This is a genomic window from Nocardia sp. NPDC050175, assembly GCF_044459885.1.
Taxonomy (GTDB): Bacteria; Actinomycetota; Actinomycetes; order Mycobacteriales; family Mycobacteriaceae; genus Nocardia.
Map to the genome: position 1 here is coordinate 129195 of NZ_JBITJI010000008.1, position 26090 is coordinate 155284.

Annotated in this window: 26 protein-coding genes; 14 read left to right on the forward strand and 12 right to left on the reverse strand. The window is 66.6% G+C overall.

All coding sequences use genetic code 11. From position 1 onward, the window contains the following. Nucleotides 1-106: 106 nt before the first annotated feature. Both ACIBK2_RS27085 and ACIBK2_RS27090 read right to left on the reverse strand, forming a co-directional pair. Entirely contained in the window at nucleotides 107-2281 is a 2175-nt protein-coding gene (locus tag ACIBK2_RS27085; RefSeq protein WP_396971498.1) for a transglycosylase domain-containing protein, read from the reverse strand. A gap of 682 nt (nucleotides 2282-2963) precedes the next feature. Beyond that, nucleotides 2964-3374: a DUF5318 domain-containing protein gene (locus ACIBK2_RS27090; protein ID WP_191093751.1), complete on the reverse strand. Its 411-nt coding sequence runs from the start codon at nucleotides 3372-3374 to the stop codon at nucleotides 2964-2966. A gap of 170 nt (nucleotides 3375-3544) precedes the next feature. Here ACIBK2_RS27090 and ACIBK2_RS27095 point away from each other — a divergent pair, with 170 nt between their 5' ends. Together ACIBK2_RS27095 and ACIBK2_RS27100 are read left to right on the forward strand one after the other, a co-directional pair. Next, nucleotides 3545-4102: a PadR family transcriptional regulator gene (locus ACIBK2_RS27095; RefSeq protein ID WP_107653374.1), complete on the forward strand. Its 558-nt coding sequence runs from the start codon at nucleotides 3545-3547 to the stop codon at nucleotides 4100-4102. Continuing rightward, nucleotides 4095-5195 carry an inositol-3-phosphate synthase gene (locus tag ACIBK2_RS27100; protein WP_396971020.1) on the forward strand — a complete coding sequence of 367 codons (1101 nt, stop codon included), beginning with the start codon at nucleotides 4095-4097 and terminating at the stop codon, nucleotides 5193-5195. The genes ACIBK2_RS27095 and ACIBK2_RS27100 overlap by 8 nt, the downstream gene beginning before the upstream one ends. A gap of 96 nt (nucleotides 5196-5291) precedes the next feature. Here ACIBK2_RS27100 and ACIBK2_RS27105 read toward each other — a convergent pair whose 3' ends face one another. From ACIBK2_RS27105 to ACIBK2_RS27130, 6 genes are all read right to left on the reverse strand, one after another. Next, nucleotides 5292-5717 (reverse strand): GyrI-like domain-containing protein, encoded by a 426-nt coding sequence (locus ACIBK2_RS27105; RefSeq protein WP_357380295.1) that lies wholly within the window; start codon nucleotides 5715-5717, stop codon nucleotides 5292-5294. Nucleotides 5718-5727: 10 nt separating this feature from the next. Continuing rightward, entirely contained in the window at nucleotides 5728-6186 is a 459-nt protein-coding gene (locus ACIBK2_RS27110) for a GyrI-like domain-containing protein (protein ID WP_379283369.1), read from the reverse strand. 188 nt (nucleotides 6187-6374) lie between these two features. Then, nucleotides 6375-8624, reverse strand: a complete 2250-nt coding sequence (locus tag ACIBK2_RS27115) for a transglycosylase domain-containing protein (protein WP_396971022.1) — start codon at nucleotides 8622-8624, stop codon at nucleotides 6375-6377. 247 nt (nucleotides 8625-8871) lie between these two features. After that, nucleotides 8872-9750 (reverse strand): carbohydrate ABC transporter permease, encoded by an 879-nt coding sequence (locus tag ACIBK2_RS27120; RefSeq protein WP_396971024.1) that lies wholly within the window; start codon nucleotides 9748-9750, stop codon nucleotides 8872-8874. Continuing rightward, on the reverse strand, nucleotides 9750-10772 hold the full coding sequence (locus ACIBK2_RS27125; protein ID WP_396971026.1) for a carbohydrate ABC transporter permease: 1023 nt from the start codon (nucleotides 10770-10772) through the stop codon (nucleotides 9750-9752). The genes ACIBK2_RS27120 and ACIBK2_RS27125 overlap by 1 nt, the downstream gene beginning before the upstream one ends. 46 nt (nucleotides 10773-10818) lie before the next feature. Beyond that, entirely contained in the window at nucleotides 10819-12120 is a 1302-nt protein-coding gene (locus ACIBK2_RS27130) for an ABC transporter substrate-binding protein (protein ID WP_396971027.1), read from the reverse strand. Nucleotides 12121-12241: 121 nt separating this feature from the next. Here ACIBK2_RS27130 and ACIBK2_RS27135 point away from each other — a divergent pair, with 121 nt between their 5' ends. After that, nucleotides 12242-13105 (forward strand): DUF2786 domain-containing protein, encoded by an 864-nt coding sequence (locus ACIBK2_RS27135; RefSeq protein WP_396971028.1) that lies wholly within the window; start codon nucleotides 12242-12244, stop codon nucleotides 13103-13105. 367 nt (nucleotides 13106-13472) lie between these two features. Continuing rightward, nucleotides 13473-13985 carry a TIGR04338 family metallohydrolase gene (locus tag ACIBK2_RS27140; RefSeq protein ID WP_396971030.1) on the forward strand — a complete coding sequence of 171 codons (513 nt, stop codon included), beginning with the start codon at nucleotides 13473-13475 and terminating at the stop codon, nucleotides 13983-13985. 77 nt (nucleotides 13986-14062) lie between these two features. Here the strand turns inward: ACIBK2_RS27140 and ACIBK2_RS27145 are convergent, their stop codons facing one another. Next, nucleotides 14063-15049, reverse strand: coding sequence for an o-succinylbenzoate synthase (locus tag ACIBK2_RS27145; protein ID WP_396971032.1), 987 nt, complete (start codon nucleotides 15047-15049; stop codon nucleotides 14063-14065). A gap of 142 nt (nucleotides 15050-15191) precedes the next feature. Between ACIBK2_RS27145 and ACIBK2_RS27150 the strand changes: the two genes are divergently transcribed. Then, nucleotides 15192-15590 (forward strand): hypothetical protein, encoded by a 399-nt coding sequence (locus ACIBK2_RS27150; protein WP_396971034.1) that lies wholly within the window; start codon nucleotides 15192-15194, stop codon nucleotides 15588-15590. A gap of 416 nt (nucleotides 15591-16006) precedes the next feature. Continuing rightward, the gene (locus ACIBK2_RS27155; RefSeq protein WP_396971036.1) at nucleotides 16007-16336 is read left to right on the forward strand and encodes a hypothetical protein; all 330 of its coding nucleotides are present in this window, start codon (nucleotides 16007-16009) and stop codon (nucleotides 16334-16336) included. 40 nt (nucleotides 16337-16376) lie between these two features. Here the strand turns inward: ACIBK2_RS27155 and ACIBK2_RS27160 are convergent, their stop codons facing one another. Next, nucleotides 16377-17546, reverse strand: a complete 1170-nt coding sequence (locus tag ACIBK2_RS27160) for a thiolase family protein (RefSeq protein ID WP_396971037.1) — start codon at nucleotides 17544-17546, stop codon at nucleotides 16377-16379. A 99-nt stretch (nucleotides 17547-17645) separates the two neighbouring features. Here ACIBK2_RS27160 and ACIBK2_RS27165 point away from each other — a divergent pair, with 99 nt between their 5' ends. Next, a complete protein-coding gene (locus ACIBK2_RS27165) occupies nucleotides 17646-18167 on the forward strand; it encodes a winged helix-turn-helix transcriptional regulator (RefSeq protein WP_396971039.1) in 522 nt (173 codons plus the stop codon). A gap of 27 nt (nucleotides 18168-18194) precedes the next feature. Here ACIBK2_RS27165 and ACIBK2_RS27170 read toward each other — a convergent pair whose 3' ends face one another. After that, nucleotides 18195-18536: a winged helix-turn-helix transcriptional regulator gene (locus tag ACIBK2_RS27170; RefSeq protein WP_396971041.1), complete on the reverse strand. Its 342-nt coding sequence runs from the start codon at nucleotides 18534-18536 to the stop codon at nucleotides 18195-18197. A 110-nt stretch (nucleotides 18537-18646) separates the two neighbouring features. On the opposite strand from ACIBK2_RS27170, the gene ACIBK2_RS27175 reads away from it, so the two are divergent. Together ACIBK2_RS27175 and ACIBK2_RS27180 are read left to right on the forward strand one after the other, a co-directional pair. Further along, nucleotides 18647-19255: a hypothetical protein gene (locus tag ACIBK2_RS27175; RefSeq protein WP_396971043.1), complete on the forward strand. Its 609-nt coding sequence runs from the start codon at nucleotides 18647-18649 to the stop codon at nucleotides 19253-19255. A 133-nt stretch (nucleotides 19256-19388) separates the two neighbouring features. Continuing rightward, entirely contained in the window at nucleotides 19389-19628 is a 240-nt protein-coding gene (locus ACIBK2_RS27180) for a hypothetical protein (protein WP_396971045.1), read from the forward strand. A gap of 75 nt (nucleotides 19629-19703) precedes the next feature. Here the strand turns inward: ACIBK2_RS27180 and ACIBK2_RS27185 are convergent, their stop codons facing one another. Next, a complete protein-coding gene (locus ACIBK2_RS27185; RefSeq protein ID WP_396971047.1) occupies nucleotides 19704-20789 on the reverse strand; it encodes an ABC transporter ATP-binding protein in 1086 nt (361 codons plus the stop codon). Nucleotides 20790-21020: 231 nt separating this feature from the next. Between ACIBK2_RS27185 and ACIBK2_RS27190 the strand changes: the two genes are divergently transcribed. The 5 genes from ACIBK2_RS27190 to ACIBK2_RS27210 all read left to right on the forward strand — a co-directional run bounded on the left by ACIBK2_RS27190 (nucleotide 21021) and on the right by ACIBK2_RS27210 (nucleotide 26070). Beyond that, nucleotides 21021-21815 carry an LLM class F420-dependent oxidoreductase gene (locus tag ACIBK2_RS27190; protein ID WP_396971049.1) on the forward strand — a complete coding sequence of 265 codons (795 nt, stop codon included), beginning with the start codon at nucleotides 21021-21023 and terminating at the stop codon, nucleotides 21813-21815. A gap of 229 nt (nucleotides 21816-22044) precedes the next feature. Beyond that, on the forward strand, nucleotides 22045-23841 hold the full coding sequence (locus ACIBK2_RS27195) for an ABC transporter substrate-binding protein/permease (RefSeq protein ID WP_396971051.1): 1797 nt from the start codon (nucleotides 22045-22047) through the stop codon (nucleotides 23839-23841). A gap of 84 nt (nucleotides 23842-23925) precedes the next feature. Continuing rightward, nucleotides 23926-24651: an amino acid ABC transporter ATP-binding protein gene (locus ACIBK2_RS27200; RefSeq protein WP_396971500.1), complete on the forward strand. Its 726-nt coding sequence runs from the start codon at nucleotides 23926-23928 to the stop codon at nucleotides 24649-24651. Between the two features lie 91 nt (nucleotides 24652-24742). Continuing rightward, nucleotides 24743-25039: a hypothetical protein gene (locus tag ACIBK2_RS27205; RefSeq protein WP_379283388.1), complete on the forward strand. Its 297-nt coding sequence runs from the start codon at nucleotides 24743-24745 to the stop codon at nucleotides 25037-25039. A gap of 191 nt (nucleotides 25040-25230) precedes the next feature. Next, nucleotides 25231-26070, forward strand: coding sequence for an alpha/beta fold hydrolase (locus tag ACIBK2_RS27210; protein WP_396971053.1), 840 nt, complete (start codon nucleotides 25231-25233; stop codon nucleotides 26068-26070). The last annotated feature ends 20 nt before the right edge of the window (nucleotides 26071-26090 follow it).

The window sequence follows — 26090 nt, forward strand, 5'->3', positions numbered from 1 at the left end:
CGTCCCCACTCGGCTGAGTAGCGGCGGTACGCGCAGTGCGGATTGCGTTTCTCGCAGGCTTTACCGAAACCCTGCGGCCCCTGGCGCCAGGGGCCGCAGGCTCGGACTATCTGCTGCGGGTGGTCGGCGGAGCTCCGGTGCTCTCGCCCTGATTGGTGTATCCGTTGGCGCCGGGCCGTGGCGAGTTGGTCGAGCTCGGCGACGAGGGATCGGTCGCCATCGGCTGGCCGGGCAGCGGCGTCGGTCCGTCCTCGCGCTGTTGCTGCTGTTGCGGTTGCTGCTGGGCCTGCGGGCGTGGCTGGGCACCGGGGATCTGGATCGGCCCGAACGGGGTGTCGATCTGCGGCGGCAGCATGATCGGCGGGATCAGCGGCGGCGCCTCGGTGGTGGACGGCGGGGTGAACGGGGCCGACCACGCGGGCACACCGGCCTGTCCCTTGATCGGGGCGGGCTTCGGGAAGCTCTCGTTCTTCGTGCCTTCCAGCGCACCGTCCATGGTGGCCTTCCAGATGTCGGACGGCAGCCCGGAACCGTAGATCATGCCGCCCTGGTAGTTACGCAGCGCCGTGCTGTCGACGGCGCCGACCCAGACCGCGGTCGACAGGGACGGCGTGTAGCCGACCATCCAGGCGTCCTTGTTGTCGAGGGTGTCGCCGAGCTGGGCGGTGCCGGTCTTGGTGGCCGACTCGCGGCCGCCCGCCAGATTGTGGTTACGCGACCAGGCCGCGATGGGCTTCATCGCGTCGGTGACGTTGTCGGCCACCGCGGCGTCGACCCGCTTCTCGCCGGCCACCTCACCGCGATCGAGCACCACCGTGCCGTCGGCGGCGACCACCTTCTGCACGAAGTGCGGCTTGTGATAGACGCCGGAGGCCGCCAGAGTGGCGTAGGCCGAGGCCATGTCGAGCGGACGAGAGTCGTACTGGCCGAGCACGATGCCGTTGTTCGGGCCGTTGCCGTCCGCTTCGGTGAGCGACTTGCCGACGCCGGGAATGTTCTCCGGGATGCCGAGCTTGTGCGCCATGTCGGCGATCTTCTGCGGGCCGTTGCCCATGTCGACTTCCATGCGGTAGAAGCTGGTGTTCAGCGACCGCTTGAGTGCCTCGGCGATGGTGCAATTACCGCACCCTTCACCCTCGACATTGGTGATCTTGATGCCGTTGACGGTGACCGGCGAGCTGTCGTACAGCTGCGAAAGCGGAACGCCCTGTTCGAGATTCGCCGCCAGACCGAACACCTTGAAGGAGGAGCCCGGTTGCAGGCCTGCGTTGGCGTAATCCCAGCCCTGGCCGTCCTCACCGCCGTAGTAGGCCTTCACCCCACCGGTCTTCGGATCCACCGAAACGACTGCGGCACGCAGCTTTTCCGGCTCGCCCTGCATCTTCTTCTGCGCCGCGTCGACGGCCGCCTTCTGCGCCTTCGGATCGATCGTCGTGGTGATCGACAGACCGGAGGTGTTCATCTGCTGCTCGCTGATGCCCTCCGCGGCCAGCTCCTTGAGTACCTGCGTCTTGATCAGGCCCTCCGGGCCGGTGTCCAGGGTCTTGTCCTTGGTCGTCGACACCGGGGCCACCCGCGGATACTGCATGCCCTGCCGTTCGGCGGCGGGCAGGTTGTTGCCGGCGACCATGCCGTCGAGTACATAGTTCCAGCGCGTCTTCGCGCCCTCCGGGTTCTTCTCCGGATCCAGGCCGGACGGCTGCTGGATGGTGGCGGCGAGCACCGCGCCCTCGGCGGGAGTCAGTTCCGTCACCGGCTTCTCGAAGTACGCCTTGGCGGCGGCGTCGATGCCGTAGGCGCCGCGACCGAAGTAGATGGTGTTCAGGTACGCGGCGAGGATGTCTTCCTTGCTCCACTGGCGCGCCATCTTGGCCGAGATGACCAGCTCGTGCAGCTTTCGGGTGAGCGAGCGTTCGTCGCCGACCAGTGCGTTCTTCACGTACTGCTGAGTGATGGTGGAACCACCACCGGCGCTTTCCTTGCCGAGGACGTTGTCCCTGGCGGCGCGGGCGAAGCCGGAGATCGAGAAGCCGGGGTTGGAGTAGAAGTCCCGGTCCTCGGCGGCGATCACCGCGTTGCGGACGTGCGCGGGGATCTGCTCGATCGTGACGTCGGTCCGGTTGCCTTCCGGCGGAACGACTTTGCTGATCACCGATTCGCCGTCGGAGGCGAGGATGGTCGCGACCTGATTGGTTTTGAGGTCACCGGGCTTGGGTACCGAAACAGTCGTGTAAGCGATGAGGAAGACGCCACTGGGGATCAGGATGGCCATGGCCATCATCACGTAGATGACCCGGCGCACGATCCGCCACGGCGACTTCTTCTTGGCGCCCGGCTTGCGCTTGCCAGGGCCGGAGCCGTCGCCGCCGCTGCCACCGTTGCGGCGCGGGGGCGGGCCGGACGGCGGACCACCTGCGGTCTGCCTGCGTTCGCCGGTGCCGTTGCCGGGGTCGCCGACGCGGCGGGCTCGCTCGGCGGTCGGCCGCGGCCCGGTGGGCGGGCCGCCACGGCGGTTGCGCTCGGAGACCGCGTCGGTCAGCGAGTTCCGCTCGATCTTCTGGGTGGCGCCGGCGCCGGGCGGCGGGGCCGGGTTCGGTCGGCCCTGCGGCGGCCGCTGCTGCGGCGGCGGGGGCGGACCGGGACGACGCTGCGGCTGCGGGCCACGAAGCTCCCCCGGGTAGGGGGCGGGGCGCTGCGCGGGCGGCGGTCCGGGCCGGGGGCCGGGGCCGGGGCCGGGCGGCGGGCCGGGACGCGGATTCTGATACGGATTGGGACCAGGCTGTGAACTCCGTGGAGGACGGCCGCCATGCGGTTCATCGCCGTAGGGGGAAGTCTCGTAGGGCGAATTCACTGACAAGATCTCCATAACTCGTAACGTTGCGGATGGCTCGGGGCGGTCATCTCGACCGCAGCGGACACGTGTTGGCTCCGCGAGTCATCCGACGGGCAGATGACCAGGCACTTCATTCGGCTGCGGTGCGCCGGGTCCCGGTGCGACGCCGCGTTGGCGCCGGCGTGGTACCGAGGACGTAAGACTGCACCAGATGATTCCAGCTGCAGCTGCGGCATACCTCGACGACATGGACCGAGAACTCCTCACGAGTCTCGGCGAGGCGGGTCAGCTCCTCCGGTGTGCGAGCCGAGCCCGCCACCGGTCCGAGACCGTCGCCGTAGACCCAAGATACAAGCGTGAGTTGTTCTTTCCGGCAGATCGGGCATGTGACCTCGCTCCCCCGGCCGTGGAACTTCGCCGCACGCAGCAGGTAGGGATTCGCATCACACACCGAGGCGACATCGACACGGCCCGCATACACGTCAGCCAGCAACGACCGACGCCGTAGGGCGTAGTCGACCACCTGCCGCTGGATTCGCACGAGAACCAGAGTAGCGGTGTTGCCGAGGGGCCGCCCCGGCTCAGGGGTATGAGATGCCCGGTAGATCCAGGTTTATATCGACCAGGACTGTGCACAGTTATATCGGCCCGATATAGTGTGGAGTCGCATCCATCGGTTAGGTCTGTACATAGTCAGGGAGGTGAAGCCCGGTGCTCGAGCTGGCAATTCTCGGGCTGCTCCTCGAATCGCCCATGCACGGCTACGAGTTGCGCAAGCGGCTCACCGGCCTGCTCGGCGCGTTTCGGGCCTTCTCCTACGGTTCGCTCTATCCCACGCTGCGCCGCATGCAGTCGGACGGGTTGATCGCCGAGGAGATTCCGGCGGGCGTGGTCACGCGCCGAGCCCGCCGCGTCTACCAACTGACTCCGGCGGGCCGCGAGCGGTTCAGCGAACTGCTCGCCGATACCGGACCGCAGAACTACACCGACGACGGCTTCGGCGTTCATCTCGCCTTCTTCAGCCGCACCCCCGCGACCGCGCGGATGCGGATTCTGGAGGGCAGGCGACGCCAGGTCGAGGAGCGCCGAGAAGGACTCCGGGAGGCGATCAAGAAGGCCAGCGGGTCACTCGATCGCTACACCCGGCAGCTCCACCAGCTCGGACTCGAATCAAGCGAGCGCGAAGTGCGCTGGCTCAACGAGTTGATTGCGGCGGAGCAATCGACGAAGGCGGCACCACAGAAAGAGGGAAATATCGGCCATGAGTGATGACAAGAAGGCTGACAACGCCACAGAAGTTCGCGTCGCCATCGTAGGTGTGGGCAACTGCGCTTCCTCGCTGGTCCAGGGTGTGCAGTACTACAAGGACGCGGACGAGACCGCGGTCGTGCCCGGACTCATGCACGTCAAATTCGGCAAGTACCACGTCCGGGACGTGAAGTTCGTCGCCGCGTTCGACGTCGACGCGAAGAAGGTCGGCTTCGACCTCGCCGAGGCCATCTTCGCCAGCGAGAACAACACCATCAAGATCTCCGACGTGCCGCCGAGCGACGTTGTCGTGCAGCGCGGTCCGACCCTCGACGGCATCGGCAAGTACTACGCCGAGACCATCGACCTGTCCGAGGCCGAGCCGGTCGACGTGGTCAAGGTCCTGAAGGACAACAACGTCGACGTCCTCGTCTCCTACCTGCCGGTGGGTTCGGAGGAGGCCGACAAGTTCTACGCACAGTGCGCCATCGACGCGAACGTCGCCTTCGTCAACGCGCTGCCGGTGTTCATCGCCTCCGACCCGGTGTGGGCCGAGAAGTTCACCAAGGCAGGCGTTCCCATCGTCGGTGACGACATCAAGAGCCAGGTCGGCGCGACCATCACGCACCGCGTCATGGCCAAGCTGTTCGAGGACCGCGGTGTGCAGCTCGACCGCACCATGCAGCTGAACGTCGGCGGCAACATGGACTTCAAGAACATGCTGGAGCGCGAGCGCCTGGAGTCGAAGAAGATCTCCAAGACTCAGGCCGTCACCAGCAACCTGAAGAAGGAAATGGGCGCCAAGGACGTGCACATCGGCCCGTCCGACCACGTCGGCTGGCTGGACGACCGCAAGTGGGCCTACGTCCGGCTCGAGGGCCGCGCCTTCGGCGACGTGCCGCTGAGCCTGGAGTACAAGCTCGAGGTGTGGGACTCGCCGAACTCGGCGGGCATCATCATCGACGCGGTCCGCGCGGCGAAGATCGCCAAGGACCGCGGCATCGGCGGACCGGTCATCCCGGCCTCGGCCTACCTGATGAAGTCCCCGCCCAAGCAGCTCGCCGACGACATCGCGCGGACCCAGCTCGAGGCGTTCATCATCGGCGCCGAGTAGTTCGGTAGCGCTGAGTAGTTCGGTAGCGCAGCGCGCGAATGAGCCGGGCCCCACGAACTTTCGTGGGGCCCGGCTCATTTCGCGTGTTCTCGCGGATCAGTCCAGCGAGACGTAGACCTCGACCGAGGTCGGTCCGGTGTAGCGCTCGATCTCCGCGGTGTGGGATCGGGTGATGGTTCCGGCGCTCTCCGCCTTGCGGACCTGAGCCCACGCGGTGCGCAACAGGTCGTAGGGCTTGTCGGAGACGACGAACTTGGCGTAGCGGCCCTGTGGGACGCGGGTGAGCACGTCGCCCGCGTCCATCTCGTCCATCGAGGCCACCTCGTAGCCGAGCACGGCGACGGCGTGGTCGTTCTGGCCGATGTAGGCGGCCACCCGCGGCACGCTCTTCTCCCGCGCCAGGTAGCGGTCCCAGGTGAAGTTCACCAGGTCGAGGTCGCGCGCGGTCACCTCGCGTCCGGCGAGCGGGACGGTCAGTCCGGCGACCAGGCTCTCGTCCAACGTGACAATCTCGAAGTCCACAGTGTTGTTCCTACCCGTCGACTTGATCGTCTGCCAGCGCTACGAATACTTCGGCCGTGCGCGCGTCGGGATAGTGCTCCCAATCCCCGGTGTAGGCGCGCACGAATCGGCCTGCGGCCTCGGCGTCCCACACCGAGCGCCAGATGTGCACGATGGTGTCGCCGAGGTTGTCTCCGCTGGCGATGAACCGGGCGAATTTGCCCGCGGGCACCCGGGCCAGCACGTCGCCGGGTAATAAGTCGTCCACGCCGCGGCAGCGGTAGCCGACGATATGGGTTAAATACGAATTGATTTCCGGCGCGTGGTCGACATACGCGGTCGTCGGCGGCCCGGGCAGCTGGCGGGCCAGGTTGCGCTTCCACGCCTCTTCGACTTTCGCGCGGCGCGGTCCTTCGACCGCGAGCGCTGGGCTGCGAAGTACTGTTCCCGCCACCAGCGTCTCGGGTTGGTCAACGACATTGAAATCCACCGGCGTAGCCCCTATGTCTCGTCTGTCTCCAATTGGCGGCGTCGTCGCTCGAGCGCATATCCTTCCGCATCGATCCCGCGGCGTCGGCGTCGGCCTTGTCCGACACACTCGCTGTTCGCTCTCACTCTGGCAAACGATGCTGCCATGTCATCCGTTCCCCTGGGTGCGGGAAGGTCACAGCATCATCGCTATCCCGGCACCGGGATGGTCAGTCCGGGAAAAATTTCCACTTCCTTAGGTGTTTGTGGCGCGGGCGGGATGATGATCACCGGCTCCCGCGGCGGGCCGGGCGGCGGATTCAGGATGTCGTAGGTGCCGCCGGACGGCTTGCTCGCGGACGGCGGCGTGATGGCCGCGGCGGCGCCGGGCGCGGCCGGGAACTGCTCGACCGGGGTGCCGTCGAGCGCGCCGTCCATCACCTGTTTCCAGATGTCGGCGGGCAAGCCGGACCCGTAGATGTCGGTGCCGCGGGCGGTGTGGATCGGCTGCGACTGTTCGGTGCCGATCCAGACCGCCGTGGACAGCGAGGGCGTGAAGCCGATCATCCAGGCGTCCTTGTTCAGCTTGGACTCGCCGAGCTGGGTGGTGCCGGTCTTCGCCGCGGACGGCCGGCCACCGGACAGGGCGTGTCCGTTGGAGTAAGCGGCGATCGGCGTCATCGCCTGGGTGGTGTTCTCGGCGATCGCCTTGGGGATGCGCTGCTGGCCGTCCGGCAGTTGCTTGCCGGTTCGCTGCTCGGGCGCGCCACGGTCGAGCAGCACTCGTCCGTCGCCGGTCACCACGCGCTGCACGAAATATGGCTGGTGATAGACGCCGGACGCGCCGATCGTCCCGTACGCCGACGCCATGTCGATGGGCCGAACGAGATACTGCCCCAGCACGATTCCGTTCAGCGGGCGCCCGCCGTCCTCGGTCAGCGTCTTGCCCGCCACGCCGGGGATCTCCTCCGGAATGCCCGCCGCGTGCGCAGCGTCGGCGATGGCCTTGGGTCCGTCGAACATCGACATGGTCAGCCGGTAGAAGCTGGTGTTGAGCGAGCGCTTCAGCGCCTCGGCCATGGTGCACCGGCCGCATGACTCACCGTCCACATTGGTGATCTTGGTGCCGCGGTCGGTGACCGGGGAGCTGTCCAGCAGCCGGTTCAGCGGAATGCTCTGCTGCTGTGCGGCGACCACCGCGAAGGGCTTGAACGCCGAACCGGTCTGCAACGGCGCCTGGGCGTAGTCGTAGCCGATGCCGTCGGTGCCGCCGAAGTAGGCGCGCACCGCGCCGGAACGCGGGTCGATCGACACGATCGCGGCACGCAGTTCGGGCGGCTGCCCAGCGAGCCGGTCATGCACCGCGTCCAGCACGGACTGCTGCGCCTTCGCGTCGATCGTGGTGGTGATCTGCAGGGCGCCGGTGTCCAGCTCGTGTTCGCTGATGCCGGACGAGCGCAGTTCGCGGACCACCTGGGCGCGGATCAGGCCCTCGGGGCCGCGGGCCACGTTGTCGTCGGGGATCTCGTTGAGCGGGATGATCGCCGGGAACACCGTGGCGTCCCGGTTGCCCGGCGAGAGGACGCCCATCTCGACCATGCCGTCGAGCACGTACTTCCAGCGCGCGGTCAGGTCGGGCAGGTGCGTTTCCGGGTCGAGGATCGACGGCGTGCGCACGAGTGCGGCGAGCACCGCGCCCTCGGCCAGCGTCAGCTGGTTCACCGGTTTGTTGAAGTAGGCCTTGCTCGCCGCGGCGATGCCGTAGGAGCCGCGGCCGTAGTAGATGGTGTTGAGGTAGGCGGCGAGGATGTCGTCCTTGCTCCACTGCCGTGCCATCTTGGCCGAGATGACCAGCTCGCGCATTTTCCTGGTGAGCGTGCGCTCGGAGCCGAGGAAGGCGTTCTTCACGTACTGCTGGGTGATGGTGGAACCGCCGCCCGCGTTGTCGCGGCCGAGCAGGTTGTCGCGGGCGGCGCGCAGGAAGCCGGAGGTCGAGTAGCCGGGGTTGGTGTAGAAGTTGCGGTCCTCCGCGGAGAGCATCGCGTCGCGGACCGGCTGCGGCACCTCGGCCAGCGGGATCGGGCTCCGATTGCCGTTGGGCGGCACGACTTTGGCGATCACGGTGCTGCCGTCGGCGGCCAGGACGGTGGCGATCTGATTGGTCTGTACCGAATCCGGATCGGGGATCTCGGCGCTCCAATAGACGAGTACGAAAAGGAGTGCGGGCACCGCGCCGAAGATGATGAACAGGGCGAGCACCAAGCGCCGGAAGCGTTCCCCCCGGGTGCGCGGCGGGCGATGCGGATCGGGTGTCGGCCGCGGGGTCTTGGGCTCTTTTGCCGGGCGGGCGTGCTTTCGCCGTGGCGAGGTGTCGAGCTCATTGAAACCGGCGATCGACGTATAGGGCGCGGGTTCCGGTTTGGCTCTCGCACTACGTCGCCGCTTGCCGAACGAACTCACGACTGCGCCTCGCTGCAACTCGTGCGTCCGAACGCGCGGCAACCCCGGTTCACTCGCTGGCGCTCGCTCACGATCATCTCCTCCCGGAGCGTCGGCCGAAACTCACCTGCACGAACAACGATCGGAAATGGGCCCCCACGGGCACGACTTTACTCGCGCCGTGGGTGACCCGCGATGCTATCACCGGGCCGCTGCGGCACATCGTCATTCCAGCTATTGCCGGAAAAACGTGCGCTGAGCGGTGTTTCTAGCTCTTGACGCCACCCGCGGTGAGGCCGGAGATGATGCGACGCTGGAACAGCAGCACCATGATGACCAGCGGGATCGACACCATCACGCCGGCGGCCATGATCGCGGCGTAGGGCTCGACCAGCGGGTCGTTGCCGGAGAAGCGGGCCACCGCGACGGTCACCGGTTCGGTGCTGCCGCTGGAAAGCAGTCGGGCCAACAGGTATTCGTTCACCGCGGCGATGAACGCGAGGATCGCGGTGGTGAAGACCGCGGGCGCCGCCAGCGGCAGCATCACCAGCCGGAACGCCTGCAGCTTGGTGGCGCCGTCGATCCGCGCGGCCTCCTCGAGTTCCCAGGGGAGCTCGGCGAAGAACGAGGCCAGGATGTAGACGGTCATCGGCAGCACGAACGAGATGTTCGGGATGATCATCGCCTGGTACTTGCCGATCCAGCCGATGTTGGTGAACAGCTGGAACAGCGGCGTGACCAGCACGACCACCGGGAACATCGACGCGCTCAGGATCAGCCCGGACACGATGTACTTGCCCCGGAAGGTGAGTCGCGCCAAGGCGTATGCGGCCATCACGCCGAGGACCAGCGCGGCAACAGTGGTGGCCGAGCCGATGATCACGCTGTTGGCCAGCGCCTTGCCGAAGTTGTTGCCGCGACTCGTGTCGAACGCGTTGCGGAAGTTCTCGAAGGTGACATGCGTCGGCCACGGCGTGCTGTCGAAGGTGTAGTCGGGATCGCGGAACGCGGTGACCGTCATCCAGTAGAACGGGCCGAGCCCCCAGATGAGCACGATGGCCACACCGACGTACAGCCGTACCGACCGAAGCCGTTGTGTCCACGAAACGGCTTGTGCGGCAGGCTTTTCAGCAGTCCGAACAGACATCAGTGCGCCTCCCGCTGTTCTTCCTGAGTGCGGACTGCGTTGGCGCCCAACACCTTCACCAGTACGAAGGCCACCGCGAAGATCATCAGGAAGGTGATCGTCGACAGTGCGGCCGCGCTGTTCGGGCCCTGCCGGACCTGATCGACCACCAGGATCGACACCACCCGGGTTGACGGGTTGCTCAGCGTCATGATGGCGGGCAGGTCGTACATGCGCAGCGCGTCCATGGTCCGGAACAGCACCGCGACCAGCAGCGCCGGCTTGAGCAGCGGCAGCGTGATCTGGGTGAACCGCTGCCAGGCCGAGGCGCCGTCGACCCTGGCCGCTTCGTACACGTCGGCCGGGATCACCTGCAGACCGGCCAGCAGCAGCAACGCCATGAACGGTGTCGTCTTCCACACGTCGGCCGCGATCACCGCGAACCGCGCGGGCCACGCGTCGGAGGTCCACAGGATGTGCGTGCCGAGGACCCGGTTCACCACCCCGTTGTACTGGAACATGAACTCCCACAACCGCGCCGTGACCGCGGTCGGGATGGCCCACGGAATCAGCACCGCGGCGCGCAGCAGCGCGCGTCCCTTGAACGTCTTGCCCATCACCATGGCGAAGCCGAGGCCGAGGGTGGCCTCCAGCGTCACCGTGATCACGGTGAAGAACAGCGTGACGCCGATCGCCAGCCAGAACTGCGAACCGAGGTTGCCGGTCGGGCAGCTGACCGTTTCACCGCCCGCCTGACACTGTTGCAGCAGCCAGTGCGTGTAGTTCGAGAAGCCCGCGCCGCCGCCCTCGACGAACATGCCGGTCGCCGGGTCCAGACCCGAATCCTTCTGGAACGACATCCACAGCGCCCGGATCACCGGGTAGCCGATGACCACCGCCAGCGACAACAGCACCGGCGTGACGAACAGCCAGGCTTTGCCGGAGCGCCGCATTTCCAAAGCCAGGGTCTCGCCGAGGCCACGCTTGCGTGGCAGGAACTCGTCACTCGGCACAGTGCTGGCCGCTCCCGAAGGATCCGACACCGTTTCTCTCTCCTACGGGTCTCGTCGGGTCCGTTGCGCTATCCGCCTACGATCCCGCGGTCTCGATGCCCTTCTGCATCCCGATGATCGCGTCGTCGACGGACTTGGACTGCTTGAGCGCAGCATAAGCGTTGTCCTGGATGGCTTTCGACACCGCCGGGTAGAACGGCGTGACCGGACGCGGCACCGCGCTGGCGATGGAATCCTTGAGCGCGGGCAGGTACGGCATCTTCGCGATCAGCGCCGGGTCGTCGTACATCGAGGCGCGCACCGAGGGCAGCGCGCCCGAGGCGACGATGTGCTGGGCGTCCTCGCTGATCAGGAAGCGCAGGAAGTCCAGCGCGGTGGCCTTGTTCTTGGAGTACGAGCTGATCGCCGCGTTGTAGCCGCCGAGGGTGGAGGCGCCGACGCCGTTCTCGCCGGGCAGCGGGGCGACACCGAACTTGTCCTTCACCGAGGACGCGTCGCCGCCGACGTCACCGTAGGTGGATGGCCAGGAACGCAGGAACATGAGCTTGCCCTGCGAGAACGCGGTGCCGCTCTCCGGCTCCTTGAAGGTGATCGCTTCCTGCGGGATGTTGCCGTCCTTGTAGGCGTCGACCAGAACCTTGAGTCCTGCGCGCGCCTGCGGGCTGTTCACGGTCGGGGTCTTGCCGTCGGCGCCGACGAAGCTGCCGCCGTAGGCGTTGATCGCCTCGGCCGCGTTCACCGTCAGGCCCTCGTACGGCGCGAACTGCCCGGCGTAGCAGCCGATGTTCTGTGCCTTGGCGATCGGGCACTGGGCCATCATCTCGGTCCAGGTCTTGGGCGGGTTCGGCACCAGGTCCTTGCGGTAGAACAGCAGGCCGCCGTTGGTGTTTCGGGGCGCCGCGTACAGCGTGTTGTTGTAGGTGGCGCTGGCGACCGGCGGGGAGAGCAGCGCGGAGGTGTCGATGGCGAAGGAATCCTTCAGCGGCTGGATCCAGCCCTTCGCGGCGAACTCGGCGGTCCACGGCACGTCAAGGGCGACGACGTCGTAGGTGGACTGCTTGGACCGCATGTGCTCGACCAGGTCGTCGTACTGCTGCGAGGCGTCGTTCGACTGTTCCTTGAACGTCACCTGCTCGTCCGGGTGCGACGCGTTCCAGCGCTCGATGAGCTGCTTGACCGCACCGGTCTCGGTGGTGTCCTTGCCCTCGACGTAGGTGATCGGCCCACGCCCGCTGAGGTTCTGGCTCGTCGGACTCCCGCCGCTGTCGCTGGAGCAGGCGCTGGTGAACGTCGCCGTCAGCAGCGCGACCGAGACGGCCGCGTACACGGCCTTCGGTACGAGCGACGCTCGTAGGGACGACACCTTTTTCACAGCCATCGCGGACACTCCAAGTCGATCGTGAGCATTAGCACACCCTGCCGGTTGCACAACGCAAGATACATGGTGTGGGAGTGACTCGCGGGATTGTGGCGGGAAGTCCTCGCTACTCTGGCGTGTGATGACATCGCCGAACCCGGTTCCCGAGCGGATGCTGACCCGCATCGGCGGGCTGCTGCGCCAGGCCGAATCGACCGACAACGAGCACGAGGCCGAGGCGTTTCTCGCCGCGGCCCAGCGACTCGCGACCAGATCGTCCATCGATCTGACGGTGGCGCGTGCGCACATCGCGGGACGTGAGCGCAGGCCGACGCCGATTCAGCGGATCATTCCGATCGGCGAGCCCGGCAAGCGCGGATTGCGCACCTACGTCCAACTGTTCGTCGCCATCGCGCACGCCAACGATGTGCGCTGCGATGTCGCTCGCACCTCGACCCAGGTGTACGCCTACGGTTTCGATTCCGATATCGACACCTGCGAGGCGCTGTACGCGAGTCTGCTCGTGCAGATGGTGCGGGCCTCGGATCAATACATCAAGTCCGGGCAGTACCGCTCGGCGACGGTGGAGAAGGTGGTCACCGAAAAGCGCTGGGGACGCAAGGTGCAACGGCGGGTGCAGGCCCCGGTCGCCGGTGTCACCGCGCGGTTGAACTTCCAGATGGCGTTCGCCGCGCGGATCGGCCAGCGGCTGGCCGCCGTGAAGGCGGAGGTCGAAGCCGAGGTGGTGCCCGGCGACACCGCGGGAGCGGGCACCGCGCTCGCGTTGCGCAACAAGGAGATCGAGCTCACCGACTTCTACACCAGCACCTCCGAAGCGCGCGGCACCTGGCGCGGGCCGCAGGCCTCGGCCGGACACTCGGCGGCCGCGCGGCGCGCGGGGGACCGGGCGGGTAAGGCGGCTCGGCTCGGTACCTCGCCCGAACTCGGTGCGGCGCGTGGGCAATTGACGCGGAAGTCGCGTGGTTCGGCCAATGGGTCGGCGTGAGTGCTGCGGATTTCCCGCGCCGGAACGGTGGACGTGGGAATTCGGAATGGTCTGCGGCGTGTCTGTCCGTGGGCGCGCGGGGGAGGGCTGACTCGGGTCGCGCAGGTGTCTTTTGTGGACGATGCTCGTGACCGAGCGCCAGCGAGTGAACCGAAATCACAGTGCGCACTCGCGCACGACGGAGCCGAGCACTAGCGAGGGGGATTCGTGAGTGAGCGTCAGCGGAGTAACCGCAGGCACAGTGCGCGTTCTCGTATGACGGAGTCGAATGCTTGCGAGGGGGATTCGTGAGTGAGCGTCAGCGTGTGAACCCGAGACACAGTGCGGCCACGTGTACGACGCAGCGGGGCGCTAGCGAAGGGGAGTCGTGAGCGTGCGAGATACGCAGCGCGCCAAGGTGTATGATGCCGAGCAGTTGGTGCGTGGGATGTTCGACCGTGCCGATGAGCATGGCAGTCGCACTGTCGAGCTGTACGGTTCGCACATCACGCTGCCGATCGAACGACGTTTCGCCTCTGTCGATTCCGTGCAGAGCTATGCCGACAAGGTCCTGGCGCTCAATTGGGTTCGGGCCCAATGGGATCGCGCGGGCACCTCGGTCCGGGTCCGCTCGCGCGCGGGCGCGACCGCCGCCCACTACGAAGCCGCCGACGCTGTCCTCGCCGTGCCACTGCACACCGGCGGCACCGCGTGGGCGCTGCGCGAACTCGTGGTGCTGCACGAAATGGCGCATCATCTCGAGCCCGATCCCGGCTCGGTCGCACCGCACGGCCCCGAATTCTGCACCCGCTACCTGGAATTGGTCGACGGCATCATCGGGCCGGAGGCAGCCTTGGTGTTGCGCGCGACACTGTTGGGTTGTGGTGTGCGGCTCGGGTAATGCATCGTGCCGGTCTGCACGGTCAATATCGAAGCTGTAGCGGCTATTTCGGTGTGACAGTCGCGAAAAATGTCCGCTCAGAACGACTTCGGTGGTGCCTCGACCATTCGCAGGACGCGCGCCAGCCGGTCTTCCCACCATGCGGTCCGGTCCGGGTCACGCTGCCGGTACTGCTCGGCCAGGGCAGGATCGGGTTGCGGTGGTGTACTCGGAACGGGCAGGTACCCGTCGACAGGGCGCAGGGAATCGACCACCACGTCACCGGTGAGCAGCGACAATGTGCCGAGCCCGCAGGCGAAGTCGAGTTCGGGCAGCGTTCCGGCGAGCGCGAGTTGCGCGGCCAGTCCGACGCTGGTTTCCAGCGCCGAGGACACCACGCAGGGGAGTCCGGCTGCTTCGGCCACGCGCAGCGCGCGGCGGACTCCGCCCAGCGGAGTGCATTTCAACACCGCGATGTCGGCGGCCCCCGCGACGGCGACCCGCAGCGGGTCCTCGGCGCGGCGGATGGATTCGTCGGCGGCGATCCGCACGTCGACGCGACGGCGAACCGCGGCCAGTTCTTCGATGGTCCGGCAAGGCTGCTCGACGTACTCCAAACCGCCTGCGGCCTTATCGATTCGGGTGATGTGCGCGACGGCAGTCTCCACATCCCACACCGCGTTGGCGTCCACCCGAACGGCCCCACTCGGTCCGAGCGCGTCTCGCACCGCCTCGACCCTGGCGAGGTCCTCGGCGAGCGAATCGCGATGATCGGCGATCTTCACCTTCGCGGTGCCACACCCCGACTCCGCGACAATCGCGTGCGCACGTTCCGGATCGACCGCAGGCACCGTGCAGTTGATCGGAATCCGATCGCGCACCGGCTCCGGCCACCCCACCGTCACCTGTTCGAGCGCGGTGGCCAGCCATCCGGCCGCTTCCCGATCGTCGTACTCGGTGAACGGACAGAAGTCGCCCCACCCGAGCGGCCCCCGGATCAGCATCCCTTCGCGCACGGTGATGCCACGGAACCTGGTGCGCATCGGGATCGCATAGACGATGCTCTCAACAACGTGATCGGTCATCGCCGCCCAGCTTAACGGGCGCCGCCAGGTTCGGGCCTGGCTCCGGCAACGGTCACCTGACCAGCTGTTTGCCGAATTCTCCCCATGCGGTCTGAGTAGTTTTGCGGTCCTCCACACGCAGGCCGATCGCGATGCTGAGTACATGACCTACTACCCGACAACGCAGCAGCAGTGGCAACAGCCGCAATGGCAGCAGCCGACGCCACAGCCGCAACAGCGGACCTGGGACCTGGTCCTCACCATCGTGCTGTACTCCTGCGCCGCACTGCTCGGCCTTCTCGCCGCCTACGCCACCCTCTTCTTCGCCTTCGCCACCGACGCGTGCGGCACCAACAACTGCAACGACAGCTATCTCGGCGCCGCCTTCATCGTCTCCTGGGGCGGCACCGCCCTCGCCCTGGTCGGCTCCCTCGTAATGATCATCGTGGCCGGCCTGAAGCGCTGGTACATGTGGTACTGGCCCGTGCTCGCCGCACTCCTGATCGTCGCCTCATTCGCCAGCGGCGTAGCCCTTGCCTCCCACGTCTACGCAGGCCCCTGACCCACCCCGCGCACGAATTGTGCCGCTGCGCACGAAATCGTCCGCAAACTCGTCCGCAGCAAGCAATGTCATGTGCGCGCTCACAGCTGCTGCACACGCAACGCCTGGGCCAGTCAGCAACTCGCGTACAGCAAGTGCTGCGCGCTCAGCTGAACAGGCGTGCTGCGCACGAATTGTGCCGCTGCGTATGGATTCGCCAGCAATTTCGTGCGCGTCGAGCAATGTTGTGCGCGCGAGCATCCGGCGCATCCGCCACGCGTGGGACCGTCAGCAACGTGTGCTCGGCGCGCGTGCCGCCGATCAAGGGTGCTGCGCACGAATTGTCCTGCTGCGAATGAGATGGTCGGCAAAGGTGTGCGCGGCGTGAGACTTTGCGCGCGGACTGCACGGTAGGTCTGAACGGGTCATCCTGGGGTATGGCATGGGAACGACCGGAGCGATTGCCGGACCTCGTGCGCGCGGGGCTCGGGTCGCTGATCACGGTCGCCTTCGCCTGGTTCGTCGGGTCGTTCGTGCCGCTGTACGAGGTGGTCGCGCGCGATGACGAGGATGGGCGAGCGTGGCGCTACCTGTCGGTGGCGCAGGTCATCGGTTGGGGAGGGATCGCGGCGTCGGTGATCTGGGCCGGTTGGCTGATGGTGCGGAAGGCGCGGGCGCGCAGGCAGATCGGGTGGACGCCGTTGATCGCGGTGCCGTTGATCATCGAATCGTGGGTGGTCGGATTTCTGATCGCGCTGGTGCTCTGACGCGGTGCCCACCGCGCGATGGGCACCGCGTCGGCGCGATTCAGAGGCGTTCGAGAATCATGGCGTTCGACAAACCGCCTGCCTCACACATGGTTTGCAGGCCGTAGCGGGCGCCGCGGTCCTGCATGGCGTGTACCAGGGTGGTGGCGATGCGGGAGCCGGAGGCGCCGAGCGGGTGGCCGATGGCGATCGCGCCGCCGTTGACGTTCACCTTGGCGAGGTCGGCGCCGGTCTCCTGGGCCCAGGCGAGCACGACCGGTGAGAAGGCCTCGTTCACCTCGAACAGATCGATGTCGGAGATCTGGAGTCCCGCGCGCTGCAACACCTTTCGGGTCGCCGGGATCACGGCGGTGAGCATCAGCAGCGGGTCGTCACCGACGACGGCGAAGCTGTGCAGCCGGGCCAGCGGCTTCAGTCCGAGTTCTTTCGCGCGTTCGCTGGTCATGATCAGTACTGCGGCGCTGCCGTCGCTGACCTGGCTCGCGGTCGCCGCGGTGACCTGCCAGCCGATCTGCGGGAACCGGGTGGCCATCGCCTCGTCATAGAAGGCGGGGCGCAGCTTGGCGAGGGAGTCGAGGGTGCTGCCGACCCGGATGCCCTCATCGGCGGTCAGTCCGTTGATCGGCGCGAGTTCGTTGGCGAACAGACCGTTCTTCGTTGCCAGCGCGGCCTTTTCGTGGCTGCCGAGCGCGAACTCGTCGAGCTGGGTGCGGTTCAGGCCCCACTTGGCGGCGATCAGTTCAGCGCTGATCCCTTGCGGTACAAGGCCTTCCGGATAACGTGCGGCGAAGCCGACCCCGGAGACATCCTCGGAGCCGATCAGGTTGGCGCCCATCGGGATCCGCCCCATCGATTCGACACCGGCGGCCACGACGATGTCGTAGGCCCCGGAGATCACGCCCTGGGCGGCGAAGTGGATCGCCTGCTGGCTGCTGCCGCACTGCCGGTCCACCGTGGTGGCGGGGACGGATTCGGGATACCCGGCGGCCAGGGCCGCGCGCCGGGTCATGTTGGCGCCCTGCTCGCCGATCTGGGTGACGATGCCACCGATCACGTCGTCGATCAGCACCGGATCGATGCCGCTGCGATCGACCACTTCGCGCAGGCTGTGTGCGAGCAGATCCACCGCGTTGACGTCATGCAGCGCGCCGTTCGGCTTGCCCTTGCCGATCGGAGTGCGTACCGCTTCGACAATTACCGCGTCTCTCATCGTGCTTCCTTTCGGACCGAGAACCGGGCGGCCTTGCCTGGCTCTATCAACACATAGTCAGGTTACACCTGACGATAGTTGAGACAAGTCAGCAAGGGTATGATGTTGGTCATGGCAGCAGTGATGGAAGGACCGTTGGCCGATCTGAGCTCGTGGCAGACCACGGATTGCTCGATCGCCAAGGCGATCGAGCTCGTCGGCACCCGCTCGACCGTGCTCATCCTGCGCGAGGCCTACTACGGCACCACCCGCTTCGATGGCTTCGCCCAGCGTGTCGGCATCACCGACGCCGCGGCCGCCACCCAACTCCGCAAACTCACCGAAGCGGGCCTGCTCACCAAGCAGCCCTACCGGGAGCAGGGCAAACGCACCCGCCACGAATACATCCTCACCCCCAAGGGCCGCGACCTACTCCCCGTAGTCCTGGCCCTCATGCAGTGGGGCGACACCTACCTCCAGCCCGGCCCGCCGCCACTCCTGCTGGTCGAAGAAGCCACCGGATCACCCGTCCGCGTCCAAGTCCGCAGCGACTCCGGCCGCGAGATAGCCCTCGAAGAACTAGGCATCCGCGTCAACGACGACTACTTGGACTCCCGCCGCGCCCGCAAAACCAAGCGCTGAAACGCCCACCTGTCGAAGGTGTTCTGCTCATTCCGGAAACCATCGGCTCGCCCATCGGTTGAGCGCGGCGACCGCTTCCTGTAGGTCTCGGCCCATCTCGGTGAGCTCGTACTCCACGCACACGGGAGTCTCGTCGTAGACGGTTCGCGACACGATGCCTGCGGCTTCGAGCTCGCGCAGGCGAGTCGACAACATGCTGTCGGTCAGGTCCGGGATGGCTCGCCTGATCTCGACGAAATGCTTTGCGCCGAGCAGTAACTCGCGCAGGATGACGCCGTTCCAGCGCTTGCCGATCAGCTCGACACCCCGGTGGTAGCTCGCGCAGAACCCCGGTCGCAGGTCGGGGTGCGCCACCGCTGCTTCGTCCATTCTCCGACGGTAACACGGATCGGGTATTGACTCTAAGATTGGTAGTCACTATAAATTTCATAGTGTCTCCATGGGTCGGGAGGACCGGAGCCGGCACAACAGAGTTGGAGATGGACGTGGACACCGTCGACCACAAGAAGGCTTTCCGCGCGGCCTGGGAAGACCCGGCCAACACGACTTACGAGCTGCCGCCACTCGATGTCAACCAGGTGCTCGCCGAGCGCTACGAACTCGCGAGCCCGCTGGTCTTCACCCGAACCATGCTGTGGGACATGGAGACTCGCAAGGCCCGCCGCCCCGACATCTACATCCCCGCCGTCGTGACAGGCGGCGCGCAATCGTGGGGCGAGGGGGATGTTTTCGTGCGGAAGTCCCGGCAGCGGCTGTGGCTGCGACCGGACACGGACGGTCTTGTCCTCGAACAGACCCACCTCGATCATGCGAACCAGGTCGTCACGTTCATTGGCGCCGCTGAATTGCCCGGCCCCGCAGGTGAACTCCTGCACGCCGGAACCGAGCAGCCGATCTTCCACGTCGAGCACGGTGCGTCGGGCGGCGAGGAACGGCCACTCAACACCTGGCGGATCGTGCACTTGACCGAAACGCCCGACCCGCGCTTCGCCGAGGTCTTCGACCGGATAGCGGCGGATCCATATCTGCCGGTGTTCTTGGAGATCTACATCCGCGACGTGCTGGAGATCGGACTCACCCGCCGCTGAACGCCGCGGTCGGCTGTCGAGCCACTGCGGATGTCACAGCTGCGGTGGCTGCTTCGTCGTCTCTGTGACGGCGGATTGCAGAGGTTGGGAGTGGAAAGTGGTTGCTACGAAAGAAATTGCGCAGGTTGAGTCGGTGGAGAACGTTGAGGTAAGGACGGGCAACGGGCATCCGGCGAAGTGGAAGTTCTGGCTACTGACGCTGATCGGTCTCTACCCGATGCTCACCGTGCTGGTGACGGTGACGGCTCCGCTGCTGGAACCGCTGCCGACGCCGCTGCGGCTGGCCTGCATTCTGCCGGTGGCGGTGGGCGCGATGGTGTGGGTGATCATGCCGTTTCTGACCCGGCGCTTTGCCGGATGGTTGGCGCGCTGACCCTTGGTGGTCGAGAAATGACCGAGCCCGGTCCGTTGCGGACCGGGCTCGGTGGCTGGTGCTGACTGAGCGGGCTCAGTGCAGGCGGCGCCCGTCCTTGGCGGAGAAGAAGTAGGTGTGCTGGGGGTCGGTGGAGAGCCGGACCCGGGTGCCCTTGGCGGGCGGGTTGCGCCAATCCGCCCGCGCCACAATGGTTTCGCCGATGGCGTTGCCTTCGGAGGTGGTGCGGCCGTAGATGTAGGCGTCGGAGCCGAGCTCCTCGACCACGTCGACCTCCATCTCGATGCCGGAGCCGGCACCGTTGCCGAGCTCGAAGTGCTCGGGGCGGATGCCGACCGACACCGAACCTTCGGCGGAGTCGATGACCGAGCGCGGCAGCGGCAGCACGTGCCCGCCGAGTGAGACGGAACCGTCGGACACCGGAAGTGTGAACAGGTTCATCGCGGGCGAACCCATGAAGCCTGCGACGAACACGTTGACCGGGTCCTGGTACAGGTCGCGTGGCGTCGCGCACTGCTGCAGCAGACCATCTTTGAGCACCGCGACCCGATCGCCCATGGTCATCGCCTCGACCTGGTCGTGCGTGACGTACACGGTGGTGGTGCCGAGCCTGCGCTGCAGCTGCGCGATCTGGGTGCGGGTCTGCACGCGCAGCTTCGCGTCCAGGTTGGACAGCGGCTCGTCCATCAGGAACACCTGCGGCTGGCGCACGATCGCCCGGCCCATCGCGACGCGCTGGCGCTGACCGCCGGACAGCGCCTTCGGCTTGCGGTCCAGGTACGGCTCCAGGTCGAGCAGCTTCGCCGCCTCGAGCACCCGCTTCTGCGTCTCCGCCTTGGCGACCTTGGCCAGCTTCAGCGCGAAGCCCATGTTCTCCGCGACGGTCATGTGCGGGTAGAGCGCGTAGTTCTGGAACACCATCGCGATATCGCGTTCCTTGGGTTCGGCGTGCGTCACATCCTTGGCGCCGATCAGGATGCGCCCGTCGCTGACGTCCTCCAGGCCGGCGAGCATGCGCAGCGAGGTCGATTTTCCGCAGCCCGACGGGCCGACGAGAACCAGGAATTCGCCGTCTTCGATTTCCAGATTCAACTGGTCGACAGCGGGTTTGGTCGAGCCAGGGTAGAGCCTGGTCGCGCTGTCGAAGGTCACTGTGGCCATGACAAATCACATCCCATCACCGGCAGGAACGTGCCGGACGATCCGAGTAAGGGTTGACCGGCGACATTACTAGGTCTGCTCGATTCGCGCTCGAAATGCTCGAGTTCGCGCGCGAAGTGCGGAGGACGCAACGCCTCTGGGCCGCGGATCGGATTGCCGAGAGCTCCGGCCGGATACCGTCCGCGCCGGTAGCCTCGATCGGGGACCAATCCGGACGACGAGGAGAGTTTCATGAGCCGAGCGGTTCGTATCGGAGTTCAACTGCAGCCGCAGCACGCGCCCAAGTACGGACTGATTCGCGACGCCGTACTGCGGTCCGAGGACGCGGGCGTCGATGTCGTCTTCAACTGGGACCACTTCTATCCGCTCAGCGGCGACCCCGACGGCGCCCACTTCGAATGCTGGACCATGCTCGGCGCCTTCGCCGAGCAGACTGAGCGGGTGGAGATCGGCGCGCTGGTCACCGGCGGCGGCTACCGCAACCCGGACCTGCTCGCCGACATGGCGCGCACCGTGGACCATATCAGCGAGGGCCGCCTCATCCTCGGCCTCGGCGCGGGCTGGTTCGAGAAGGACTACGACGAATACGGCTACGAATTCGGCACGCCGGGTACCAGGCTCGCGCTGCTGAAGGAGAACATGGCCCGGCTCAGCGCCCGCCTGAAGAAGCTGAACCCGCAGCCGACCCGGGAGATCCCGATCCTGATCGGCGGCGGTGGCGAGAAGAAGACGCTGCGCCTGGTCGCCGAGTACGCGCACATGTGGCACACCTTCGCCGACCTCGACTCGCTCGCGCACAAGAACAAGGTGCTCGCCGAGCACTGCGCCGTCGTCGGCACCGACGAGTCGCGGATCGAGCGTTCGGTGCAGTGGCCGGGCGTCGAGAAGGCGTCGGCCCTCGTCGAGGCCGGTGTCTCGCTGTTCACCGTCGGCGTCAGTGGCCCGGGCTATGACCTGAGCGAGGTCGAGCGAGCGATCCGCTGGCGCGACGAGGTGAACCCCGAGCAGGTCAGCAGGCTCGCCTGATCCCTGCGCCGAGTCGGGCCAGGCTCGCGGCGAGTGTGCACCGGCAATGTGATGCCAGATCCGGCCCGACCCGGATTGCCGACCGGGGCATGCCCCCGTGACGCCGAATTCGGATCACGTTGATCCGAACTCTGTCGCCGCTGGTCCGACTTGTCGCATTCCAGGTGGCGCAACGTCGGCGGCGGGGTAGCTGCGAGTTAACACTTGGTCGCGGCTAGGGTTTGTCATCATGGCTGGTCTGCCCGCTGTGCGGTCTCGTGCGTTGATCGCCGTGATATTGCTTGCTGTCGGTCTCGCGGCCACGGCGTGTGGTTCCGGCTCCGATGATGCGTCCTCGGAACGCAACCTGTGTTCCCCGCCGGGGGTGAGCGCGGCGTCGGCCGCGCCGACCAACCTGGCCTCCGCGCAGACCGCGGGCGCGGACAAGTACACGACGGCGAGCGCCGCGCCGGTGTCCTCGATCGACACCTCGAAGCTCGGGCTGATCACACCGGGCAAGCTGAGCGTCGGCACGCTGTCGGACGCGCCGCCGAGCATCTGCGTGAACGGCAAGGGCACCTTCACCGGCTTCGACAACGAGCTGCTGAAGGCGATCGCCACGAAACTCGGCCTGCAGGTGGAGTTCTCGGGCACCGAGTTCGCCGGACTGCTCGCCCAGGTGGCGGGCAACCGCTTCGATGTCGGCTCGTCGAGCATCACCACCACCGATGCACGCAGGCAGCTGGTCGGCTTCACCAACGGCTACGACTTCGGCTACTTCTCCCTTGTCGCGCCGAATTCCAGTGGCATCAAGGGCTTTTCGGACCTGAACAAGGGCACCCGGATCGCCGTGGTGCAGGGCACGGTGCAGGACGAGTACGTGATCAATACGTTGCACCTGGACCCGGTGAAGTTCCCCGACTACAACACCGCCTACGCCAACCTGAAGTCCGGCCAGGTCGACGCCTGGGTGGCGCCGTCGGCGCAGGCCGAGGGCGCGATCAAGCCGGGTGACGGAACGGCGGTGGTGCAGAACACCTTCAGCCTGGACAACTTCGTCGGCTGGGCGGTGTCCAAGAACAACCAGCCGTTGACCGACGCGCTCAACAGCGGCCTCGACGCGGTGATCGCGGACGGCACCTACGCCAAGCTCTACGGCGACTGGGTGCCGCGGGAACTGCCGCCGGGCTGGAAGCCGGGCTCGAAGGCGGCGCAGCTGCCGCAGCTGCCGGACTTCGCCGCCCTTGCCGCGGAACACAAACCGGCCGACACCACGGTGGTCGCGCCGAAATCCACGCTGCAACAACTGAAGGACACGTTCTTCGACTGGTCGTTGTACCGCAAGGCATTTCCCGACCTGTTCAAGACCGGCTTGCCGAATACCCTGATCCTCGCGGTGGTTTCGGGTGTCCTCGGCACCGTCCTCGGCATGCTGCTCGCGGTGGCGGGCATCGCCCGAACCCGCTGGCTGCGCTGGCCCGCCCGGGTCTACACCGACATCTTCCGCGGCCTGCCCGCCGTGGTGATCATCCTGTTGATCGGCCTCGGCATCGGCCCGGTGGTCCGCAACGTGACCGGTAGCAACCCGTACTGGCTCGGCGCGGTAGCGCTGGCATTGCTGGCCTCGGCCTATATCGGCGAGATCTTCCGTTCCGGCATCCAGTCCGTCGAAGCCGGTCAGCTGGAGGCGGCCCGCGCCATCGGCTTCGGCTACCGGCAGGCAATGACGCTGGTGGTGATCCCGCAGGGTGTCCGGCGGGTGCTGCCCGCGCTGATGAACCAGTTCATCGCGCTGATCAAGGATTCGTCGCTGATCTACTTCCTCGGCCTGCTCGCCACCCAGCGCGAGCTGTTCGCGGTCGGTCGCGACCTCAACGCGCAGACCGGCAACCTGTCCCCGCTGGTGGCCGCAGGCCTGGTCTACCTGCTGTTGACCATCCCGCTCACCCACCTGGTGAACTACATCGACCGCCGCATGCGCACCGGCAGGCCGGACCGGCCGATCGACCCGGTCGAGGCCGCCACGATCACGGAAGGGCGCGGTTAAAACATGAGCGAGCGCAGCGAGCGAATCGACAACACAGCGCCCGGAGGCGATCAGGCCGGAACCGAGCGCCAGCGAGGTGGAGGTCTGAGTGCCTCCCTCACCGGAACCAATTTGCACCTCAAGCTCGGGCACAACCACATCCTTCGCGGCATCGACATCCACGTCGACGCGGGCAAGACCACCACGGTCATCGGCCCGTCCGGCTCGGGCAAGTCCACGCTGCTGCGCGTGCTCAACCGGCTGCACGAGCCGGACCAGGGCGATGTGCTGCTCGACGGCAAGTCGGTGCTCAAAGAGGACCCGGACAAGCTGCGCCAGCGCATCGGCATGGTGTTCCAGCACTTCAACCTGTTCCCCCACAAGACTGTCGCCGACAATGTCTCGCTCGGCCCGCGCAAGCTGCGCGGACTGTCCAAGGATGAGGCGCGTGCCGTGGCGGCGGAGCAGCTGGAGATCGTCGGGCTGTCGGACAAGCTGGACTCGCGGCCGGCGAACCTGTCCGGTGGGCAGCAGCAGCGGGTCGCCATCGCCCGCGCGCTGGCCATGAAGCCGGAGGTGATGTTCTTCGACGAGGCCACCTCGGCGCTGGACCCGGAGCTGGTCAAGGGCGTGCTCGCGCTGATGGCCGATTTGGCCGCCGGTGGCATGTCGATGGTCGTGGTCACCCACGAAATGGGCTTCGCTCGAACGGTTTCCGACCGGGTTGTGTTCATGGACGAGGGACAGGTCGTGGAGACCGGCACGCCCGACGCGCTGTTCGACAATGCCGAGACGCCGCGCCTGCAGCGCTTCCTTTCGCAGGTGTTGTAGCGCACCCTCGGCTAACTCGCATTGATGCGCATCTGTTAATGTGTCTGCGCTCACATATCCATCTGTCCACGCTTGGAAAGAGGGAGATCTGATGACAACGGCACATATGCAGCACACCGCGCACGATCACGCGCACGGCCCGGGTTGCGGGCATGCGGTGATCGAGCACGGTGATCACGTCGATTACGCGCACGACGGTCACCTGCACCGCGAACACGACGGCCACTACGACGAGTGCGAGCCGCAGGGCCACGCCGAACACACCGATCACGCGCACGAGCACGGCCCCGACTGCGGCCACGACACCGTCCAGCACGGCGATCACGTCGACTACGTGCACGACGGCCACCGCCACGCGGCACACGACGGCCACTACGACGAGCACTGAGGCTCCCCCGCCTCTCCGAGTATTCAGGCCAGACCTAGGCGCGGCGATCGGAACGTTGGCGGCCGGCGGTGACCACGTGGATGCGGTAGCCCGTACCCGGCGAGTTACCCATGTGATTGCGAGATCAGTCGGCCCGTTCCGTGACCGTGTGACTGCCTGCCGAGATGCCGAGGGGTTCTAGAGTCGAGCATGTGATCGAGGCAATCAAGATTCCTACCGCTGCCGGAACGTTCGATGCGTTGTCCAGCGGGGAGGCCGGGGGACGGGAAGTCATGCTGCTGCACGGCTTTCCGGAGGCGGCCATCGAGTGGGAGTTCCAGCTGCACGCGCTCGGTGGCGGTGGGTGCCACGTGGTGGCGCCTGATCAGCGGGGGTATTCGCCCGGTGTGCGGCCGGACCAGGTCGCCGACTATCGGCTCGACGAATTGGTCGGCGATCTTGTCGCGATCGCCGACGAATTGGGTTGGCAGCGCTTCGATCTGGTCGGGCACGACTGGGGGGCTTATGTCGGGTGGGCGGCAGCGGCAGACATTCCGGAACGGATCCGCAGTTTCACCGCGGTGTCGCTGCCGCATCCCGCCGCGTTCCTGCGGGCGATGACCGAGGACGAGGATCAAGCGCAACGGTCGCAATACTTTTCGCTGCTGCGCAAGCCGCGGGTGGCCGAGCGGGCGCTGCTCATGGACGAGGGGGCCGGGCTGCGGAAGATCTTCGAGTGGAAGATTCCGGAGGAACGCATCGACGAATACGTTCATCGTCTTTCGCAGCCGGAGGCGCTGACGGCGGCCCTGAATTGGTACCGAGCGATGCACCTGTCCGGGCCGACCGGACCGGTCTCGGTGCCGACGCTGTACGTGTGGAGCACCGAGGACAGCTCCATCGGCTCCACCGCCGCCCTGGCCACCGGGAAGCACGTGACCGGACCGTATCGATTCGAAATGCTCGAGGAAGTCTCGCATTGGATCCCGGAGCAGGCGCCGGAGGAATTGACCCGCCTGATCATGCAGCACCTGCTCGCGCACCGCACCTAACGCGGCCGTTCGCCTGACAC

Excerpts from the sequence above, each read along its gene's own strand:
- ACIBK2_RS27205 (WP_379283388.1), top strand. The coding sequence starts at position 24,743 with ATGACAACGGCACATATGCAGCACACCGCGCACGATCACGCGCACGGC.
- ACIBK2_RS27085 (WP_396971498.1), bottom strand. The coding sequence starts at position 2,281 with ATGATGGCCATGGCCATCCTGATCCCCAGTGGCGTCTTCCTCATCGCT.
- ACIBK2_RS27170 (WP_396971041.1), bottom strand. The coding sequence starts at position 18,536 with ATGGACGAAGCAGCGGTGGCGCACCCCGACCTGCGACCGGGGTTCTGC.
- ACIBK2_RS27165 (WP_396971039.1), top strand. The coding sequence starts at position 17,646 with ATGATGTTGGTCATGGCAGCAGTGATGGAAGGACCGTTGGCCGATCTG.
- ACIBK2_RS27120 (WP_396971024.1), bottom strand. The coding sequence starts at position 9,750 with ATGTCTGTTCGGACTGCTGAAAAGCCTGCCGCACAAGCCGTTTCGTGG.
- ACIBK2_RS27145 (WP_396971032.1), bottom strand. The coding sequence starts at position 15,049 with ATGACCGATCACGTTGTTGAGAGCATCGTCTATGCGATCCCGATGCGC.
- ACIBK2_RS27100 (WP_396971020.1), top strand. The coding sequence starts at position 4,095 with ATGAGTGATGACAAGAAGGCTGACAACGCCACAGAAGTTCGCGTCGCC.
- ACIBK2_RS27185 (WP_396971047.1), bottom strand. The coding sequence starts at position 20,789 with ATGGCCACAGTGACCTTCGACAGCGCGACCAGGCTCTACCCTGGCTCG.
- ACIBK2_RS27195 (WP_396971051.1), top strand. The coding sequence starts at position 22,045 with ATGGCTGGTCTGCCCGCTGTGCGGTCTCGTGCGTTGATCGCCGTGATA.
- ACIBK2_RS27135 (WP_396971028.1), top strand. The coding sequence starts at position 12,242 with ATGACATCGCCGAACCCGGTTCCCGAGCGGATGCTGACCCGCATCGGC.
- ACIBK2_RS27130 (WP_396971027.1), bottom strand. The coding sequence starts at position 12,120 with ATGGCTGTGAAAAAGGTGTCGTCCCTACGAGCGTCGCTCGTACCGAAG.
- ACIBK2_RS27190 (WP_396971049.1), top strand. The coding sequence starts at position 21,021 with ATGAGCCGAGCGGTTCGTATCGGAGTTCAACTGCAGCCGCAGCACGCG.
- ACIBK2_RS27175 (WP_396971043.1), top strand. The coding sequence starts at position 18,647 with ATGGACGTGGACACCGTCGACCACAAGAAGGCTTTCCGCGCGGCCTGG.
- ACIBK2_RS27155 (WP_396971036.1), top strand. The coding sequence starts at position 16,007 with ATGGCATGGGAACGACCGGAGCGATTGCCGGACCTCGTGCGCGCGGGG.
- ACIBK2_RS27160 (WP_396971037.1), bottom strand. The coding sequence starts at position 17,546 with ATGAGAGACGCGGTAATTGTCGAAGCGGTACGCACTCCGATCGGCAAG.
- ACIBK2_RS27150 (WP_396971034.1), top strand. The coding sequence starts at position 15,192 with ATGACCTACTACCCGACAACGCAGCAGCAGTGGCAACAGCCGCAATGG.